The organism is Lysinibacillus zambalensis, from assembly GCF_040183165.1.
In the GTDB taxonomy this organism is placed as follows: domain Bacteria; phylum Bacillota; class Bacilli; order Bacillales_A; family Planococcaceae; genus Lysinibacillus; species Lysinibacillus zambalensis.
Genome location: NZ_JBEGDG010000031.1, coordinates 1 through 17997 on the forward strand (window position 1 = coordinate 1; position 17997 = coordinate 17997).

Below are 17997 nucleotides of genomic sequence, written 5' to 3' on the forward strand. Positions count from 1 at the left end.
ACTGGGGCTACTGGGGCTACTGGGGCTACTGGGGCTACTGGGGCTACTGGGGCTACTGGGGCTACTGGGGCTACTGGCGCTACTGGCGCTACAGGCGCTACGGGTGTAACTGGCGTTACTGGTTTGACTGGCTTTACTGGGCCAGCATTTACAGAAGGTTTCTCAGCATTTAATAATGCTGTATCAGTAAGTGCTTCTAGTACAATCACCAACTGGAGTGTTGCATCTCCTTATTTCACAACACCAGCATTCAATCCAGTGACCGGAATTTTCACTGTTCCAACAACCGGAAGATACTCTTTTGAAGCAACAATCAACTACTCAACTACTGCAGTAATTACCGTTGGTTTAGGAGCTGGCATCAATCCATCATTTGCAATTCGCAGAAACGCAGCAACAAGTTTAATAAGCGGATTATTCCCTTTATTAAATGTAAATATTATTGCCGTATTAAATTTACGCACTATCCTTGGTAATGGGACAGTAACATTGGCTGGAGAAGTCGAATTAACTGCAGGTGATACCATTGATTTATTCTACAATGCTAACGGTTTAACGATCGGACTTACTCTTGGAGGAGCGAACTCTGGCGGTATTGTATGGTCATGTCACCGAATTTCATAGCATTAAAGAACAAAAATTTTTACTGGTTGAACAAATAACATTCTCTATAAGATTTTTACTGGGAAAGTAGAAGCTTACTTTCCCAGTTTTCTATTTCGATTTATCTAACTTGTGCAATTTTTACTTTTAAACGCTCATACTTTACAAATAATTTATCGCGGAATCTCTTAAAAGCAATAAAAAAGTAGTACAAACATTGTTCAAGTTTGTACTACTTCTAATAACTATTTAATCCACAAACATTTCCGTTAGTACTTCGTCAGCAACATTTTTACCTTGCTCAACGCACTCAGGTATTGATATTCCTTCGAAAGAACTCCCCGAGAGCTTTACAGCGGGAAAATGTTCACGTAATTCTTGCTTTACTCGCTCTATTTTCGCTTCATGTCCTACGGTATATTGTGGCATGGCATTTTTCCAGCGGGAAACTACAGTCATTAACGGTTCTCCATCTACACCAATTGTTTTCATTAAATCCTGCAAAACGGTCTTTTCAATTTCAGTATCGGATAACGCTACAATTGCCTCGTCGCCCACTCGGCCAATATAACTACGTAACAGCACGTAATCATCCGGTGTTGTGCCAGGCCACTTTCGATTAATCCAAGTACAAGAAGTTATTGAAAAATCACTATTTCGAGAAACAAAAAATGATAACGCATCTAGATCACCTAACTGGTCTTTTTTAAATGCCATTGTCACAGTAGCAATAGTTGCCGCCTTCATCGTACTCAATTCATTTAATAACTGGTGTTTGCTGAACATTTTTCTTGCTACATTAAAAGGTGTAGCAAGAATAACAGCATCTGCTTTTAATTGTGTAAAATTGTTTAACACAACTTGGACAGTACCATCCTTACCATGCTCAATTTCCTCGACTTTAACACCCTTCATAACTGTACCAGGTAGTAGTGATTCTTCAAGTTTTTCGATAAGTGTCTCAAGACCATTATTAAACGATTGAAAAATGCCCTTATCTTTCGTAATAAGATCGTTATTTAAAAAATTTGTACCAGACTTTTTCATACCAATAAGTAAGCTACGATATTTTTGCTCTAATCCATAGAGCTGCGGAAATGTTGAACGCATACTTAACTGCTCAATATCACCAGCAAACGTTCCAGCAAGTAATGGCTCTACTAAATTTTCTACAATTTCAGCACCGAATCTTCTTCTAAAAAATTGCCCTAATGGTTGGTCATCATCCTGTGCAGAGCGCGAGATGAAAAAATCCCCCGCTGCACGAACTTTCCCGCTAAGTGAAAACAAACCTGATGTAATAAATGACGAAACATGTGGTGTTGCCCCAGACAAAAGATTACTAGGGATTGGATACAATTGACTACCAACAGCAATGTAAGTCGGCCCTGTATTGCTTGTAATCATTTCTTGTTCAATGCCTAAATCCTTTGCCAAAGCATATACATAGTTCTCACGATCAAAAAAAGATTCTGGCCCGCGCTCGATAATACAGCCATCTTTTCTCAGTGTTTGTATTTTTCCGCCAAGACGTAATGACGACTCGACAAGTACGATATCTAACGGCAAATCTTTTGCGCTTGCTTCTTTTTGCAAATAGAACGCAGCTGTGAGGCCAGTAATACCACCGCCTACAACAACTACCTTTCGTCTTTTCTGAGTCACCAACATCATCACTTTCTTTTCGCTTAGCTTAATTTTTTATGAATGGCATCAACCATTGCATCAATAAATAATGGGTGTGTATTTGGCATGGCTGGACGATAATATTTCGCGCCAAGTTCATCACAAACAACTTTACATTCATAATCGTTGTCATATAAAACTTCTAAATGTTCTGTTACAAAGCCAACTGGCGTATAAACGAATGAGCGGAAGCCTTTTTGCTCGTAAAGTTCACGTGTTAAGTCCTGAACATCTGGACCGATCCACGGCTCAGGTGTTTGTCCTGCTGATTGCCAGCCAACTTCTACATTATTGACACCCGTAGCTTCTTTAATTAGTCGAGCCGTCTCAATTAATTGATCTTCATACGGATCGCCCAACTCTTTAATTTTCTCAGGAAGTGAGTGTGCAGACACGATTAGACATGCTTTTTCACGTTCTTCATCAGACATTGCTTTAAATGTTTCATTCACTTTGTTTTTCCAATACTCAATGAACTTTGGTTCATCATACCAAGATTCTACAGAAGTAATTGTTAATCGATCTCCAGCTGTTTCTGCTGCACGACCATTATATGACTTAATAGAGAACGTTGAGAAGTGCGGAGCTAATACGATAGAAACCGCTTCTTTAATACCTTCTGCTACCATTCCTTCTACCGCATCTTCAATGAATGGATGGATATGCTTTAAACCAATAAATAATTTATATTCCACTTCATCTTGCATTTCATTTAAACGTGCGCATAAAGCTTCAGCCTGCGCCTTAGTAGCAGCAGCAAGTGGCGATAAACCACCGATAGCCTCATAACGACCGCGTAAATCTTCTAAATGCTCTTCTGATGGTTTGCGACCGTGGCGAATATGCGTATAGTAAGGTTCGATGTCTTCTTCTTTATAGGGTGTTCCATATGCCATAACTAATAAGCCTTTAACTTCTTTCATTACCTTTTCACCTCTAAATAATAGTTAAGTATATCTTTATCGTACAGTATGTGACAAAAAGAAGCTGTCCAATTCATTAGGTTGGACAGCACCCTTTCTACGATGAAATCGAGATATCATTCATAGAAAAGAAATATGAAAGTTAATATCTTGTTCACATCTATATTAAGAGCGTGCTTGAATTTGTTGAGCACTATACTCATGAATAAGAGCTGTTAAACGTTTTAACACTTCTGGATCTACCTCTGGGAATACACCATGACCTAAGTTAAAGATGTGCCCTGGCATTTCTAAGCCTTGATCGATAATATCTTTCGTGCGTTTTTCAATAATTGACCAATCAGCAAGTAATAGTGATGGATCTAAATTCCCTTGTACAGGCTTAGTTATACCATTAGCACGAGCTTCTCTAATTGGTAAACGCCAATCTAAGCCAACAACATCGATCGGTAAATCATTCCACTCTTTCGCTAAATGACTTGCACCGACACCAAACTGAATAAGTGGCACATTTTCTTTTTGCAACTCTGCAAAAATACGTGTCATAACTGGTTTAATGAACACACGATAGTCTTCAACATTTAAAGCACCAACCCAAGAGTCAAATATTTGGATAGCTTTCGCTCCCGCTTCTACCTGGGCTGAAATATCAGAAATAATCATGTCAGCCAATTTTTCCATTAATGCAAACCAAGCTTGAGGCTCTGATACCATAAATGACTTTGTTTTATTATAATTTCTTGAAGGACCACCTTCAATCATATAACTTGCGAGAGTGAATGGTGCACCTGCAAAGCCGATTAGAGGTACATTCAGTTGTTCCTCTGATAACATTTTTATTGTTTCTAAAACGTATGGTGTATGTTCTTTCGCATTAAATTCGCCTAGTTTTTCTATATCCGCGATTGAGCGAATTGGATTTGAAATTACAGGACCTACGCCTGCTTTGATTTTTACATCTACTCCAATCCCAGGGAGTGGTGTTACTATGTCTTTGTATAAAATCGCTGCATCAACATTGTAATTTTCTACTGGTAACCGCGTTACATATGCACAAAGTTCAGGTTGAAGTGTAATTTCCTCTAAAGAATACTTTTCTTTAATCGCACGATATTCTGGCTGAGAGCGTCCTGCTTGTCGCATATACCACACTGGTGTATGTTCTGTTCTTTCTCCCCGTGCAGCACGTAGAAGAGTATCATTAAAAGTTGTCATGAATAGTTCCTTCCCCTCAATAAAATTCATATAGTAAAATTCTCTGATTTAATTCGTTATTATTGATATCCGTTTTCAATAGTAAACGCTTCCTCTGTTATTGTATAGTTTTCATAGGGAAATGTCATAAAATTGTTCTTTCTATACGATTTCTTTTTTGACAAAGCTATATACTTCCATTTAAATGGAGATAATCACGCTATGTTATCATTTCCGCTTTAGCGTACTAGTTGCTTTCGCGTAGATAACAGTAGGTCTAAGTAGTGCGATGTACAAGCACCATTCATTCCTTTAAAAAGATGAACATTTATAAGGAGGGCAACAGTTATGTATATTTATTTAACTTCTGGTACAGGTGATTTTTTAGAGCAGTTAAAGAATAAACATCCAAACGAGGCGTTGATTTTAATACACGGAGAGGGAAACTCTGTGCTTATACATGAAACCAATGGAAAATCTATATTTGCCACACCTCGTAAGTTTGAAGTGCTAGATTCAGTAAATGCTCTAGAAGAACGAGGCTTCTTTGTTTTCAACAATATTCCTGTGACAGATGAAGGTCGACCAGTTTTTGAACATCGCTTTTTAAATCGAGCACGTGCTATAGAAGATGAACCAGGCTTTGTAGCATTTCGACTACTTCGTCCATTAAATAGTGAAACATACATTGTCATGACACAATGGAACGGTCCTCATTCATTCGAAGCATGGAAAAGCTCAAAGGCTTTCGCATCAGCACATGCCGAACGCAAAGAACCAACAGGCGTGAATCAACAAAACATTTTCTCAGCAGCTTCCTATGTCACAACCTATAGTGCCGCTCCAAAAGAAGACAACGAAGATTAATTGAGGGGCGCGGGTATTTGCTGATCTTCACGGGTATTTCCAACGGAAGCGCGGGTATTCTCTGTTCTTCCGCGGGTATTTCCAACGGAAGCGCGGGTATTCTCTGTTCTGTTCTTCCGCGGGTATTTCCATCGGGCGCGCGGGTATTCATTACTTCCTCCAAGGATATTCTTTATGAGAAACGTTTACCCCTATTTATCCAGTTTGTAAAACTATTATGTTATTAATAAAAATCTAGGATAATTCGTTTAAGGAGGTTTACTATGAACCAACATCTACTTGAAAAAATCGATGCTCATTTTGATGAAATGGTGGCGATTCGCCGTCATCTGCATATGCACCCAGAGTTAAGCTTTCAGGAGCAAGAAACTGCTAATTATATTATTCAATATTATAAGAAACTCGGCGTACCGGTTGAAGCTAATGTCAGTGGTCACGGTTTAATTGCGCGTATTAAAGGGAGCAAGCCTGGTAAAACGATTGCCTTACGAGCAGACTTTGATGCTCTTCCTATACAAGATGAAAAAGATGTACCATACAAATCAACTGTGTCTGGTGTTATGCATGCTTGTGGGCATGATGGTCATACAGCTACTTTGTTAATTATCGGTAAGCTATTGTGGGAAATGCGCGATGAGTTAGTAGGTGAATATGTACTAATTCATCAACATGCAGAAGAGGTTGATCCAGGTGGAGCAATTGGGATGGTACAGGCTGGGGCCTTGGATGGCGTTGATGCTATTTTTGGTACACATCTTTCTTCTAACCATCCTACAGGGATAATTGGCTACCGCGTAGGGCCAACGATGGCCGCTGTTGATAGTTTTGAAATAAAGATTCAAGGTCAAGGCGGTCATGGCGCTCATCCGGATCAAACAAAGGATTCGATTGTTATCGGCTCTCAGCTTGTTATAAATTTACAACAGCTTGTTGCACGTCGTGTTGCCCCAACCGAATCGGCTGTTTTGTCGGTTGGTTCATTCGTAGCATCTAATGCCGACAATATTATTGCCGATACAGCCTACTTAAATGGCACAATTCGAACGTTTAATAAAGATGTTCGTGAAACGATGGAACGGGAATTTAAACGGGTTATCCAAGGGACAGAAATTGCGCATGATTGTACAATTGAACTGAATTATCGTCATGGCTACCCTGCGGTTATAAATCATGAGAAGGAAACACTCTTTGTGCGTAATATCGCTCAGAATATTTGCGATGTTACTGAGATTGAAGCAACTATGGGGGCTGAAGATTTCGCTTATTACTTAGAGGAAAAGCCAGGTACATTCTTCTTCACGGGAGCCCGCCCTGCTAAATATGCACCACATCATCACCCTAAATTCGATATTGATGAAAAAGGGATGCTCATTGCTGCAAAGGTATTAGTTTCAGCAGCACTAGATTATCAATTAGTAGAATAGAAGACAAATGCACTGGAGAGCCCTAAGCAAAAGTAAGCGCTTCTCCATTTAAAACTCTTTTTAACAAAAATAAGCTCATTTTTCCAATTCTATTATTGGAAAAATGAGCTTTATAATTTTAAATTTAAAAAACCAAAAGCTTATCACCATAACGTATGGTTGATTTTCGTTGCGACCGAGCGCTCTTCTGAGGACGTCTGTTAATACGCTTGAGCTACAAGGCTGTTGATTATCACAGGACGTGATTCTTTTAGCCTTGTGACGTTAATTCCCAAAGAGACGCCCCAGTCTCCACTACAATCAATTTATCAATGGCATATGTTTTAACTAAATTCATCTACCCTTTGGTGATATGTTTAAAATTCAAGATTTAGATACTTTAGAAGTCAATTCACTAACAACCAAAATGATTATAAAAGTAACATAAAACATTGGCTGTGTGATACCACATAGACCCACTACAATCGCTTGCGTTATCATTGCAAGACGCACAATTTGATTGACTGCTACCGTACGTGCTTCATCCGGTAAAGGATAAAGCATGTCCATACGAAATTCACCGCTTGATAATAAAGCTGATTTTAATTGAATAGTTGTAGCAAAGCTCAATGCACCTGCGATAACCCATGTAACGACTGGGATATCTACAAAGGCTGCAATAACAGCTGAAATCACTGTTAATCGGAGCCATAAGTAAAAATGATCATCTGTTCGGACGAATGTACGGAACACTAAGTACTTTTGGGCATTGTCCTTCTTGTATGCCACAAATTTATAAAGCCAATCAAGCCAACCACGACGACGGATGCTACCTCGTAAATGTGGAACGTCCGTGAAATAATTAGCAAAGCGATAGAAACTCATCATGCGATTTTGTTCCAGCTTTACAAAATGCTCGTACGGAATAGGCTCACCTGCACATTTTTTTCTAAATATTACAATATACACACATCCAACTGCAGCAGCAACAATAGCTAAAATAAGCTGCATTTGAAGCGCCATGTACACAGTAACACCAAAGATAACAGCTCGAATTAGCCTATCCACCCAAATCATTTGACCACGTTCACTATAGCGATAACTAAATTCACCTTGTACGCTCAAAAACTTCAATATAATAATAAGTAGAAATACTGACCAAATTTCAGATGTTGTTAATTCAGTAACAGCCTTTAGTAAAGGGATGCTTACAATATAAACAATTGCCACAACCCAAACCTGTGACCAAAACGTCCACGCTAACGCCTTTTTAAAATACTGTGACATTTTTGATTCTAAAGGTAATAAATATACTTGGTCTGGCTCTCTCAAAAGTGAAGTTGGACGACTAAATGCTAGTAAAATCCCCACTGCCACTGCAATTAAAACCTCTGCTGGAAAATCAGGCTGTACAATTTTCAGCCATTCACTATATTGATAGCCCCCTGCTCCAATAAGAAATACCAGTACAATCGCTATATGCCCCGTAAAAATAAATCGCATATATTTTTGCACTTCACCTATATAGTGCATAAAGCGAGAGGACCATACATCACGCAAGTTCTTCATGGTCGCGCTCCTTTGTCATTGCAATATATAAATCATCCAATGTCGCATGTGGCATCGCAAATGCCTTGCGTAAATCCTCCATTGATCCTTGTGCTCGCACGCGTCCTTCATGCAATAAAATGATACGGTCACAATGCTTTTCAGCGGTAGATAAAATGTGCGTAGACATTAAAATAGAAGCGCCTTCTTTTTTCTTTTCATCCATCTGATCAAGCAAGGATTGAATCCCAAGCGGGTCGAGTCCCACAAAAGGTTCATCAATAATGTAAAGACTTGGATTGACTAAAAAGGCGCACATAATCATAACCTTTTGGCGCATACCCTTTGAGAAATGCGATGGGAACCAATTCAGTCGTTTTTCCATTCGAAATTCCTTTAATAATAATTGCGAACGAGCTTCAAGTGTTGCTTCATCTAGTCCATAAGCCATCGCCGTTAATTCTAAATGTTCACGTAATGTTAGCTCATCATATAAAACAGGTGTTTCAGGGATATAAGAAAATGCTGTACGATACTTGTCCGTATTTTCCTTTAACGTCACACCATTTAAACGTATGTCTCCTTCTTTTGGAAGCATCGTTCCGATGATATGCTTAATCGTTGTACTTTTACCAGCTCCATTTAAGCCAATTAAGCCAACAAGCTCCCCTTTTTCAATCGAAAATGATAAATCTTTAATAACCGGCTTTCTTGTATAACCACCTGTCACATGTTGTACCTCTAATACCGTCATGCCATCACTCCTCTTCTCGTTTATATTTTATCAAAAATTAGCAAATGATACAGTTATGAGTATGATAGAATATATATACATATAAAATAAGGAGGAATTTTCGAATGAGCGATTGCCTATTTTGCAAGATCATTGATGGATCCATCCCAAGTACAAAAATTTATGAAGACGAACATGTCTATGCATTTACTGACATTTCACCTGTAGCAAAGGGGCATACCCTTTTAATTCCAAAGCATCACTGTAAGGATCTATTTGAGATGCCTGAGGAAGTGGCTCGTAATTTATATGCAGCTGCACCCAAAATTGCGAATGCTATAAAAGCTGCTTTTAACCCGATTGGACTTAATACGATTAATAATAATGGTGCTGCAGCTGGACAAACTGTTTTCCACTACCACTTACATTTTATTCCTCGTTACGATGAAAAAGAAGGCTTGGGCTTAAATTGGCAAACACAAAAATATACACCAGAGCAATTATCTGACGTTGCGGAAAGCATTAAAGCTAACCTTAAATAATTTCTGACACACTCGAATTGTCAGAATTTCTTATTGCAATTTAAAGATTTATATCGTACACTCACAAATAAGTTTCGCTAACGGTCATGAGGACACGTTAGGAGACAAAAAAGATTAGCATAGTCGAGGAGAGATTAGAAATGAATACAAAAAATTTAGTATTAATGGCCCTTTTAGTCGGTGTTGGCGCTACACTTTATGTGGTCACACCAGGTATGGTAAACGGCATGAAGCCTGATTTTATGTTAACAATGATGTTTATTGGCATTTTATTGTTCCCTACTGTTAAAGAAACGTTCTTACTTTCTTTAGCAACCGGTGTACTGTCAGGTTTATTTACAACGTTTCCAGCTGGTCTTGTTCCAAACATTATCGATAAAGCAGTAACAGGCTTTGTCTTTTTAGCTATCTTAGTTGTGCTAAAAAAATTGGCCAGCAATTTTATAGTATCTGCTAGCTTAGTTGGCTTAGGAACAATTTTATCTGGAACTGTCTTTTTAGCAGTAGCTCTTTTTGTATTCAACGCAAATGTTGGTGCAACATTCGCTGTACTGTTTGTAGGGGTTGTATTACCTGCTGTAGCATTTAATGTCATTGCTTTTGCAATTATTTTTCCTATAGTTGCAAAATTAGTAAAGCGCTCTAAATTCCAAACAGCTATTTCAATTTAACTTTTTTCAGCAAATATTTTTTGTACCGAAAGCGTAGCGACAGGTACAGAAGTCTCCCACCTCTATAGGTGTTGAGATGAATGCGGGTTTAATTTACTTTTCAGCGAGTGTGCAAACTTCCGCTGAAATAGAGGAACTCAGTCTAAGAACGCCACGTCCTGTGGCATTACTGAAATGACCGACATCGTGTCGTCCCTCGTGCAGGCCTAAGCACAAAGCCGATTCCGGACACAATTATGCCGAGGCATAATTGATTAAATACACCTTTATCTTCAAAAGAAACTAAACCGTGATTCAAAATCACTCGTTTAGTTTCTTTTTTATTTTTGTATATGTGCATTTCATGGTTTAATAGTAGGTAACACATGATAATTACAGGAATGAGGTAATCGATATGAAAGCAAAACCATTTTTATTTGGACTTGGAGCTGGGATCGTCGGTGGTACAATCGCTGTACTTCTTTCAACTCCTCAATCAGGGCAACAATTACGTGCTAATTTGCGAGCAAATGCTGAAAGCACAAAGGACAAACTTTTAGATGTAAAACAGCAAGCAGGCACAGTAAAACAATCTGTTCATTCGCTTACTAATGAAATAAAAAATAATATACCACTAATAATAAATGATTTAAAACAAACTATTACTACATTCACTGAAGAAATAGAACCTTCAAAAAACAACTTACAACAAGAAATAGAAGCATTACAGAATTCAATAAGCGAAATCGAGAAAAACGTTGCACAATTTACAGAAAAAAAGAAAAAACCGCAAGAAAAAGTTAGCGACCAAAGTCCTTTGTAACTAATTAAAATTATATATATTTATTAGTTTCGATTGGTAAAATGTTATTTTTTAACCACTTTTCAATTTTTTAATTTTTCTAACTTTAAACTTTTTTCCTTTATTGCTATAATATTTTTAAAATGTTAAAGAAAGCAGTAGGTGATGGCTTTGTCAGAGGAATTGTACACTCAAAAAGAAGCGATGCTTTATAGTCAAAGAATTGCACAAATATCAAAAGCCTTATGGAAAGCAGTTGAAAAAGATTGGCAGCAATGGATTAAACCCTACGATTTAAATATTAATGAACATCATATTTTATGGATTTCGTATCATTTAAAAGGGGCTTCAATTTCTGATGTAGCGAAATTTGGGGTAATGCACGTTTCCACTGCATTTAATTTTTCAAAAAAATTAGAAGAGCGTGGATTCCTTAAGTTTTCAAAGCGTGATGACGACAAGCGTAATACGTATGTTGAGTTAACAGAAGCAGGTACAGAACTTATTGTTGAAATGAATAGCAATTATCATAATACGTATCATTCTGTGTTAGAAGGTTCATTAGCTTTAAAAGACTTATACGGTCGCTTCCCAGAATTTTTAGATGTTATGGCTGTTATTCGCAATATATACGGAGAGGACTTCATCGACATTTTTGAGCGTTCCTTCCAGCACTTCCGTGAATCCTTTGACACTATTGAAGAACGTTCAACTGTAAAAGGATGAAAGTGAAACTACTAGGCTTTTAGCGTTAATTGTTCGTAATCTAAACCTAATGGCCGTAAAAACGTATATTTAAAGAGGTATTTCAGAAATATTTCTGAGATACCTCCTTTTTCTTGCATTCTAATATAAATCAATTTAAATTAAATAGACCATTCATATTACGGAGTTGATAATCATGCATTGTTGGAAAATATTAAATCTGGAACATCATTACGGAACAACGCGTATTATGATCATGTCTGTACTTGTTTTTTTTACTGTCTTTTCGCTTTCCTATGTGACCTTTAATTTGTTTAATGATGAGCACTATACCGATCGTTTGTTTTGGCTTTTTGTTATTGCTATATTTGCAATCTATCCAATTCATAAATACTTACACTTTCTAGCATTATATGATTTACGCCAACATTTAAAATTACGTGTGCGTACCCAATTTTATGTTATTCCTGTTCTTCACATGCGTATCCGTGAACCTTTATCGAAAAACCGTTATATTTTAGCTTTACTTTCACCATTTATTGTCCTAAATGCAAGCATTTTATTGGGTACACTACTATTCCCTGCGTATACTCATTATGGTACATTACTTTTAGCTTACCACTGTAGTCTATGTGTAATAGATATTCTATATGTAAAATACTTATTGAATTCACCTAAAGACTCCCAGATTGAGGAGACGCCTAAGGGCTATGAAATTTTAGTGCCACCTACTATTCACTAAATTGCTTGTACTTGTGTTTTATGAACGTTTTTTGTTATGCTATTAATATTGAAAGAGGGGAGGAATAGACTTGCTGTTAATGATTGTAGTTCTATTCTCGGTATTCTATTTATTTCAAATAAACCGCATGACTTATGCGCTGTGCATGCGACGTGAAATTCCCGAAGAAAACCAACCAAAAGTATTCCGAACTATAAATATACTTATTACAATTTTACTTGTCTCATTTTATATTGAAGTTTTATATGCAGTATAGTTAAAAAGAAAAGTAATCCTCGCCAGTCAACGTTCAGAGGTAAATTGAACACCTTATGTGACCACGCGATCTGATCAATGTAACGTAACTTCAAGCGGGCTCCCGAATGCCTTTACATGTTAAAAAAGCTAAGGATATTAAACCCTTAGCTTTTCGTCATTTTTATTAATTAGTATAGGAACGCTGCACCAACAATAATTAATAAAATAAATAACACAACTAATAAAGCAAAGCCAGAGCCTGAGCCGTAGCCACCGCCGCCACCGTATCCTCCGCTGCCCATAACTTCACCCCCTTTCTTTTCTATATCCTATGCGCTTGTAAATCTGAAATATAGGCTATACTCAAGGGGGAACCATTTTGTTTTTAAAACGTTTATGTTATAGTAAAAAATGGGACGAAACCATATAAGGAGAGAATATCCACTATGAAAAAGACAGTTTTATCTTTAACATTAGCTGCTTCGGTATTAGCACTTGGTGCTTGTAGCGGAGACGACAACAAAACAATCGCAACTTCAAAAGTAGGTGACATTACAGTTGCTGACTTTAACAAAACATCAAAAACTTTAGCAGGTTCTCATATAATTCAACAGATGATGACTGAAAAAGTATTAGCTGATAAATACAAAGTATCAGATAAAGAAATCAAAGAGGCGTATGACGCAACTGCTTCACAATTCGGTGATAGCTTTGCCGATGCACTTGCTCAGAGTGGCTTAACTGAGGAAGGCTATAAAGATGCTTTACGTATCGAGCTTCTTTCAGAAAAGGCTATGCAAGATAAAGCGTTTAAAGAAGAAGATGTAAAAAAACATTATGAGCAAATGAAAACAGAGTTAAATGCTCGCCATATTTTAGTAGCAGATGAGAAAACAGCTAAAGAAGTAATTGCTAAAATTAAAGGTGGCGCTTCTTTTGCAGATGTAGCAAAAGAATACTCAACTGATACTGGCTCTGCTGAAAAAGGTGGAGAGCTAGGTTGGTTCTCTGTTGGTGCAATGGTAGATGAATTTAATAACGCGGCTTATGCCCTTCCTTTAAAAACATTAAGTGAACCAGTTCAATCAAGCTTTGGTTTCCACGTTATTGAAGTTACGGAAAAGCGTGATGTAAAAGGTGTTGGCTCATTCAAAGATGAAGAGAAAAACATCCGTACACAAATGCTAGCTAAATTAAAGCAAACAGGTGAAGATCAACAAATTCTTAAAGACATCGTTGCAAAATTGGCAAAAGATGCTGATGTAAAAACATCTGATAAAGAATTAAAATCTGCTATTGAAGCCCTTACAACAACAAGTGAGGAGCAAGCTAAAGCTGCTGAAGAAGCAGCTAAAAAAGCTGAAGAAAAAACTCAAAAAGAAAGTAAAGACGACAAAGAAAAAGATTCTGAAAAATAATCTTACTAGTTGTTACTTTACTATATGAAAAAGGGTTACGCCGATACAGGCGTAACCCTTTTTATACAAAATTGTCTGCTAAATGAAAAAGAATGTAATCCCCAACCTTTGAATTTACTATATAGTCGGTTTATAAAACGATCGATTATCAAGTGGAAATAGTCTTTCCGTAAATTCGCCTGGCGCTGTTTTGCCTAATGCTCGTGTTAGCATGTTCATCTTCGCATCAATATTATCAATATAATGTAAGATTTCCGCTTCTTGAATCATCGGTTTTTTCGGGCTACCCCATTCTTCTTTACCGTGGTGAGATAGTACCATATGTTGCAATAGCATGACTTCCTCGCCCTCGATTTCTAGTTCACTAGCAACCTTGGCGATTTCATTGACCATAATGGTAATATGACCAAGTAAATTCCCTTCAATCGTATACATTGTTGCAACAGGTCCTGATAATTCAACTACTTTACCAATATCATGTAGAATAATCCCTGCATATAACAGATCTCGATTTAATGTAGGATATAAATCAGCAATTGCTTTTCCTAGTCTCAACATGGACACCATATGATCTAATAGACCAGATGCATAATCATGATGATTTTTCGTAGCAGCTGGATAGACTAAAATAGCATCCTGATGTTTTTTAATAGCTGCACGTGTAATTCGTGATATATTCGGATTTTTAATATCAAAGAAAAATTGCGTCAATTCTTCATATAGTTCTTCTTTCGGAGTTGCCGAGGAAGGAACTAAATCATTAATAGCAATTCCCTCCTCTGGTTTTGCAACACGGATTGCCTTGATACGTAATTGATTTTTGCCACGATAGTCATGAATTTCTCCACCTACACGGACAATTGCTTCAGCGTGATACATTTTTTCATGATCTTCATTTGTATCCCATAGCTTTGCTTCAATATCTCCACTTTTATCTTGTAATAACAGTGACATAAATGGCTTTCCGACTGTGGTAACCCCTTTTGTCGCCTGTTTAATTAATAAAAATTGATCGACTGATTCTCCAACCTGGAGCGTCGTAATACCCTTCATGTTGACGCCACTCCCCTTTCATTTGCTAGTGCTCCTACATCGACAATTTGGTCTTTCTGCCAATGCTCGAGCATCGCGTCATGGCAAGTAAAATATAAAATTTGACGTTCATATCCTACTTCTTTCATTAATTGTACCATTTTGTCTGTACGGTTTCGATCAAAATGGACAAAAGGATCGTCCATAATAAATGGAAATGGAGCAGAGGTTGTTAGCGTTTTTGCTAGTGCCATACGCAACGAAATATAAGCTTGCTCCTTTGTAGCCTGTGATAATTCTGCCATTTGATAACGTAATCCAGAAACATCCTGTGCAACAAAATAGCCTTCATCGTTAATTAAAAGCTTATCGTAACGCCCACCTGTAAACAAATTAAATATTGCATTAACTTCTGTCAAAACATGCGGTAGTTTTTCTTCTCTTAGGCGGAACAATGTTTCATGGATTGCAGTAGCCAATGCTTTTTTTGAAGCCCATTGTCCTATCAGCTGTTGCAACACTGCTTTCTCTTCCTCAAACTGTTGAAGCAACTGGCCATATTTCTCGTCATTTAGAAGATTCTCCTTTTGGATTTGCAGTGTCGCTCGTTGTTCTAAGCAATGATCGATCGCTACCTGCATTGTTCCTCGCTCTTCTTCTAAAGTAAGCAGTTTTTCATTTAGCTGTTCCTCTTCTAGCAGGGACTGTTTGTTGTCTACATTTAGCGAGGCTAGCTGACTCTGGATGGCTTGAAGTTCTGTTTTTATTTGTTGTTGTTGCTCAAATTGTTCATGTGCTTCATAATAGCCCTTCTCTGTTTGTACATTCGCAGCATTAAATAACTGAGTAATTTCAGACTCATAGCTGTTTATACGTGATTGCACTCCTTGCATTTTAGTCTGCAGACTAGTCAACTGCTCTTTTGCTTGTTGGGATATTTGTTGCTCCTGCTGTAAAGTAAGGAATGTAGTACGTAAATGCATAAAGATTTCTTGCTCACTATACTCTGTCTTTAAGACTCGCTGTATTTGTTCTAGTAACTCGTTTTTCTCCGCTTGTACCGTTTGTAAAAGCGTAAATGTACTCTTCTTTTTCGCTGCCAACTCTTGAGCACCACGAATGCGCATAAACAGTTCTGGTAATAATGTTTTCGGTATATTTCCCTCTAACCGATAGCGCCCTAAAAAATGGTGAAGTGACTGAGTGACCTCTTCACTTACCTGCTCAGCCCGTTGAATTTTATATTCAAGTTTCACATATTGACGTTCTTTTTCTTGCTGTTGCTCATTTGCATGCAACAAGCGATCCTCAAATTTTTGTTTTTTTAGTAGGATAGTCTGAGCAATATTTTCCTCCTGCTCTAACTCTCGCATTTGCTGACTCTGTTGTTTACTCGGCGCTTCATGAGCTTGTCTAGCAAATTTTAAATATAAAATAATGACGAGTGACATAACCGCTCCTACAACGATAACAGCCATATTTTTTTCCATAACACCATAGATACACGACAGTACACTTATGGCTAATACAATAAATATAAAAATACTTGGTTGTTGTTGTTTCGAGCGTTGTGACCTTCCATAACGCAATTGTTCAAGCTTTCGTTTACGCTGTGGCCACTGTGCTAAAATATGTTCTTCCTCCGTAGTTAATGACTCCTGGTGAAGCTGTTGTTGCAGTTGAGCAATTGTATCTAATTCTGCATGTAGTTGCTCTAACGAACGCAAATGAAATTTCAGCTCTTCTTCTGCTTCTTCCAATAGGCTTAACTGTTGTTGAAATTGTTCCTCTTGCTGTAATGATACGGTTTCTTCAAGCAAAATATCCTGCGCTATTTTTTCCTGAACACCTAATAAACGAAACTGAGCTTCTATTTCTTGCTCGATTAAATACAGCTCATCCATTAAGCTCTGTTCCTTTACAACTAACTGATTCCATGTTGCTTCCTTGTTCACAAGATGAGACATTTCAGTAATAACTTGCTCGTCCAATGCTAATTGTAGCTTACGTTGCAGTCCCTCATACTGCTCCTTCAGCTGCTCCATTTGCAGTGTTTCATGCATAAGTCGATCCTTTAATTGCTCATAGCGTCGGATCCCTTCTGGAGGAAACTGCACATGTTCATAGCTATTTTGCGTCTTTTCTAAAGCTTTTTGCTGCTTTAGAAGTGGCATAGCCTGCTTCAGAATTGTGAGTTGCTGCCAATTTTGCTGCTCTGTTTTTTGCTGACTATATAAGCCTTCTAGCCTTAAATCGAGCTGCTTTAATTGTAATAATTTATCCTCAAAGGTTTGAATATTACCTTGCTCTTGTTTAATCGTACGTTCTAGCTTTTTTAAATGCTCCAATTTTTGATTAATGAGTGGCACTTTGCCTGCTTTTTTAAAAAGCTCACTAGCATCTTTGTCCAACTTTTTTTCTAAAGATGACAGTTGTTGGATCCCAGTTGTTCCAGAGGCAAGTAACAAATGTGTTAGCTCTTCCTCTGACATTTTTTCAATGCCCTGTAGCTCGTGTAATGAAAAGGAGAAAATAGACTCAAAGGAGGCTTTTGAATAACCATATAAGAGCTTTGCTAAAAGCTCCTCATGCCCCATTGTTCCGTCTTCTAAATAAACTGTAACATCTCCAGCTGCCTTTCCTTTCATACGTTCGATCGTGCATTGCCCATACGTTGGATGCCAAATCGTCAGCTGACCACCGAATTTAGTCGATGCTTTCGGCTCATATTTACGTTGTGCCTGCTGCCTCGTAGGAAATCCAAAAAGCATTTGTAAAATAAACTGTTGAATGGTCGTTTTCCCCGCTTCGTTCATACCATAAAAAATGGTAACCCCTTCGCGTAAAGTAATGGTGATATTTTCATGCTTGCCAAAGCCATAAATTTGGATTTTTTGTATCGTTAGCATGTT

General features: G+C 37.7%; 17 protein-coding genes and 1 pseudogene. 10 read left to right on the plus strand and 8 right to left on the minus strand.

Going from position 1 to position 17997, the window contains the following annotated elements:
- Window positions 1-624, plus strand: a pseudogene (locus ABNX05_RS23720) (collagen-like protein); the annotation flags it as partial.
- A gap of 228 nt (window positions 625-852) precedes the next feature.
- Here ABNX05_RS23720 and hemY read toward each other — a convergent pair.
- The 3 genes from hemY to hemE all read right to left on the minus strand — a co-directional run bounded on the left by hemY (window position 853) and on the right by hemE (window position 4427).
- Window positions 853-2277: a protoporphyrinogen oxidase gene (hemY, locus tag ABNX05_RS23725; RefSeq protein WP_349661949.1), complete on the minus strand. Its 1425-nt coding sequence runs from the start codon at window positions 2275-2277 to the stop codon at window positions 853-855.
- 14 nt (window positions 2278-2291) lie between these two features.
- A complete protein-coding gene (gene hemH, locus ABNX05_RS23730) occupies window positions 2292-3212 on the minus strand; it encodes a ferrochelatase (protein ID WP_349661950.1) in 921 nt (306 codons plus the stop codon).
- 165 nt (window positions 3213-3377) lie between these two features.
- On the minus strand, window positions 3378-4427 hold the full coding sequence (gene hemE / locus ABNX05_RS23735; protein WP_349661951.1) for a uroporphyrinogen decarboxylase: 1050 nt from the start codon (window positions 4425-4427) through the stop codon (window positions 3378-3380).
- Window positions 4428-4754: 327 nt separating this feature from the next.
- Between hemE and ABNX05_RS23740 the strand changes: the two genes are divergently transcribed.
- Together ABNX05_RS23740 and ABNX05_RS23745 are read left to right on the plus strand one after the other, a co-directional pair.
- On the plus strand, window positions 4755-5273 hold the full coding sequence (locus tag ABNX05_RS23740; protein WP_349661952.1) for an antibiotic biosynthesis monooxygenase family protein: 519 nt from the start codon (window positions 4755-4757) through the stop codon (window positions 5271-5273).
- A 263-nt stretch (window positions 5274-5536) separates the two neighbouring features.
- A complete protein-coding gene (locus ABNX05_RS23745; protein ID WP_349661953.1) occupies window positions 5537-6697 on the plus strand; it encodes an amidohydrolase in 1161 nt (386 codons plus the stop codon).
- A gap of 363 nt (window positions 6698-7060) precedes the next feature.
- Here the strand turns inward: ABNX05_RS23745 and ABNX05_RS23750 are convergent, their stop codons facing one another.
- Both ABNX05_RS23750 and ABNX05_RS23755 read right to left on the minus strand, forming a co-directional pair.
- A complete protein-coding gene (locus ABNX05_RS23750) occupies window positions 7061-8245 on the minus strand; it encodes an ABC transporter permease (RefSeq protein WP_349661954.1) in 1185 nt (394 codons plus the stop codon).
- Window positions 8229-8978 carry an ABC transporter ATP-binding protein gene (locus ABNX05_RS23755; RefSeq protein ID WP_349661955.1) on the minus strand — a complete coding sequence of 250 codons (750 nt, stop codon included), beginning with the start codon at window positions 8976-8978 and terminating at the stop codon, window positions 8229-8231. The genes ABNX05_RS23750 and ABNX05_RS23755 overlap by 17 nt, the downstream gene beginning before the upstream one ends.
- A gap of 104 nt (window positions 8979-9082) precedes the next feature.
- Between ABNX05_RS23755 and ABNX05_RS23760 the strand changes: the two genes are divergently transcribed.
- The 6 genes from ABNX05_RS23760 to ABNX05_RS23785 all read left to right on the plus strand — a co-directional run bounded on the left by ABNX05_RS23760 (window position 9083) and on the right by ABNX05_RS23785 (window position 12654).
- The gene (locus tag ABNX05_RS23760) at window positions 9083-9499 is read left to right on the plus strand and encodes an HIT family protein (protein WP_079563336.1); all 417 of its coding nucleotides are present in this window, start codon (window positions 9083-9085) and stop codon (window positions 9497-9499) included.
- Window positions 9500-9639: 140 nt separating this feature from the next.
- Window positions 9640-10170: a tryptophan transporter gene (locus ABNX05_RS23765; protein WP_349661956.1), complete on the plus strand. Its 531-nt coding sequence runs from the start codon at window positions 9640-9642 to the stop codon at window positions 10168-10170.
- 394 nt (window positions 10171-10564) lie between these two features.
- The gene (locus ABNX05_RS23770) at window positions 10565-10972 is read left to right on the plus strand and encodes a YtxH domain-containing protein (RefSeq protein WP_349661957.1); all 408 of its coding nucleotides are present in this window, start codon (window positions 10565-10567) and stop codon (window positions 10970-10972) included.
- A gap of 144 nt (window positions 10973-11116) precedes the next feature.
- Window positions 11117-11677: an HTH-type transcriptional regulator Hpr gene (locus ABNX05_RS23775; RefSeq protein ID WP_079563333.1), complete on the plus strand. Its 561-nt coding sequence runs from the start codon at window positions 11117-11119 to the stop codon at window positions 11675-11677.
- Between the two features lie 175 nt (window positions 11678-11852).
- A complete protein-coding gene (locus tag ABNX05_RS23780; protein ID WP_349661958.1) occupies window positions 11853-12398 on the plus strand; it encodes a DUF3267 domain-containing protein in 546 nt (181 codons plus the stop codon).
- Window positions 12399-12468: 70 nt separating this feature from the next.
- Entirely contained in the window at window positions 12469-12654 is a 186-nt protein-coding gene (locus tag ABNX05_RS23785) for a hypothetical protein (protein WP_079563331.1), read from the plus strand.
- Window positions 12655-12823: 169 nt separating this feature from the next.
- Here ABNX05_RS23785 and ABNX05_RS23790 read toward each other — a convergent pair whose 3' ends face one another.
- Window positions 12824-12937: a YjcZ family sporulation protein gene (locus ABNX05_RS23790; RefSeq protein WP_079563330.1), complete on the minus strand. Its 114-nt coding sequence runs from the start codon at window positions 12935-12937 to the stop codon at window positions 12824-12826.
- A gap of 144 nt (window positions 12938-13081) precedes the next feature.
- Here ABNX05_RS23790 and ABNX05_RS23795 point away from each other — a divergent pair, with 144 nt between their 5' ends.
- The gene (locus ABNX05_RS23795) at window positions 13082-14053 is read left to right on the plus strand and encodes a peptidylprolyl isomerase (RefSeq protein WP_349661959.1); all 972 of its coding nucleotides are present in this window, start codon (window positions 13082-13084) and stop codon (window positions 14051-14053) included.
- A gap of 117 nt (window positions 14054-14170) precedes the next feature.
- Here the strand turns inward: ABNX05_RS23795 and yhaM are convergent, their stop codons facing one another.
- Both yhaM and ABNX05_RS23805 read right to left on the minus strand, forming a co-directional pair.
- The gene (gene yhaM, locus ABNX05_RS23800; protein ID WP_349661960.1) at window positions 14171-15106 is read right to left on the minus strand and encodes a 3'-5' exoribonuclease YhaM; all 936 of its coding nucleotides are present in this window, start codon (window positions 15104-15106) and stop codon (window positions 14171-14173) included.
- Window positions 15103-17994 carry an ATP-binding protein gene (locus tag ABNX05_RS23805; protein WP_349661961.1) on the minus strand — a complete coding sequence of 964 codons (2892 nt, stop codon included), beginning with the start codon at window positions 17992-17994 and terminating at the stop codon, window positions 15103-15105. Before ABNX05_RS23805 ends, yhaM begins: the two co-directional genes overlap by 4 nt.
- Window positions 17995-17997 lie beyond the last annotated feature (3 nt).

What these genes read in the sequence shown, in the direction of transcription:
- ABNX05_RS23755 (WP_349661955.1), bottom strand. Translation starts at nt 8,978, where the DNA reads ATGACGGTATTAGAGGTACAACATGTGACAGGTGGTTATACAAGAAAG.
- ABNX05_RS23750 (WP_349661954.1), bottom strand. Translation starts at nt 8,245, where the DNA reads ATGAAGAACTTGCGTGATGTATGGTCCTCTCGCTTTATGCACTATATA.
- hemY (WP_349661949.1), bottom strand. Translation starts at nt 2,277, where the DNA reads ATGATGTTGGTGACTCAGAAAAGACGAAAGGTAGTTGTTGTAGGCGGT.
- ABNX05_RS23775 (WP_079563333.1), top strand. Translation starts at nt 11,117, where the DNA reads ATGGCTTTGTCAGAGGAATTGTACACTCAAAAAGAAGCGATGCTTTAT.
- yhaM (WP_349661960.1), bottom strand. Translation starts at nt 15,106, where the DNA reads ATGAAGGGTATTACGACGCTCCAGGTTGGAGAATCAGTCGATCAATTT.
- ABNX05_RS23740 (WP_349661952.1), top strand. Translation starts at nt 4,755, where the DNA reads ATGTATATTTATTTAACTTCTGGTACAGGTGATTTTTTAGAGCAGTTA.
- hemE (WP_349661951.1), bottom strand. Translation starts at nt 4,427, where the DNA reads ATGACAACTTTTAATGATACTCTTCTACGTGCTGCACGGGGAGAAAGA.
- ABNX05_RS23745 (WP_349661953.1), top strand. Translation starts at nt 5,537, where the DNA reads ATGAACCAACATCTACTTGAAAAAATCGATGCTCATTTTGATGAAATG.
- ABNX05_RS23805 (WP_349661961.1), bottom strand. Translation starts at nt 17,994, where the DNA reads ATGCTAACGATACAAAAAATCCAAATTTATGGCTTTGGCAAGCATGAA.
- ABNX05_RS23780 (WP_349661958.1), top strand. Translation starts at nt 11,853, where the DNA reads ATGCATTGTTGGAAAATATTAAATCTGGAACATCATTACGGAACAACG.
- ABNX05_RS23795 (WP_349661959.1), top strand. Translation starts at nt 13,082, where the DNA reads ATGAAAAAGACAGTTTTATCTTTAACATTAGCTGCTTCGGTATTAGCA.
- ABNX05_RS23770 (WP_349661957.1), top strand. Translation starts at nt 10,565, where the DNA reads ATGAAAGCAAAACCATTTTTATTTGGACTTGGAGCTGGGATCGTCGGT.
- ABNX05_RS23765 (WP_349661956.1), top strand. Translation starts at nt 9,640, where the DNA reads ATGAATACAAAAAATTTAGTATTAATGGCCCTTTTAGTCGGTGTTGGC.
- hemH (WP_349661950.1), bottom strand. Translation starts at nt 3,212, where the DNA reads ATGAAAGAAGTTAAAGGCTTATTAGTTATGGCATATGGAACACCCTAT.
- ABNX05_RS23760 (WP_079563336.1), top strand. Translation starts at nt 9,083, where the DNA reads ATGAGCGATTGCCTATTTTGCAAGATCATTGATGGATCCATCCCAAGT.
- ABNX05_RS23790 (WP_079563330.1), bottom strand. Translation starts at nt 12,937, where the DNA reads ATGGGCAGCGGAGGATACGGTGGCGGCGGTGGCTACGGCTCAGGCTCT.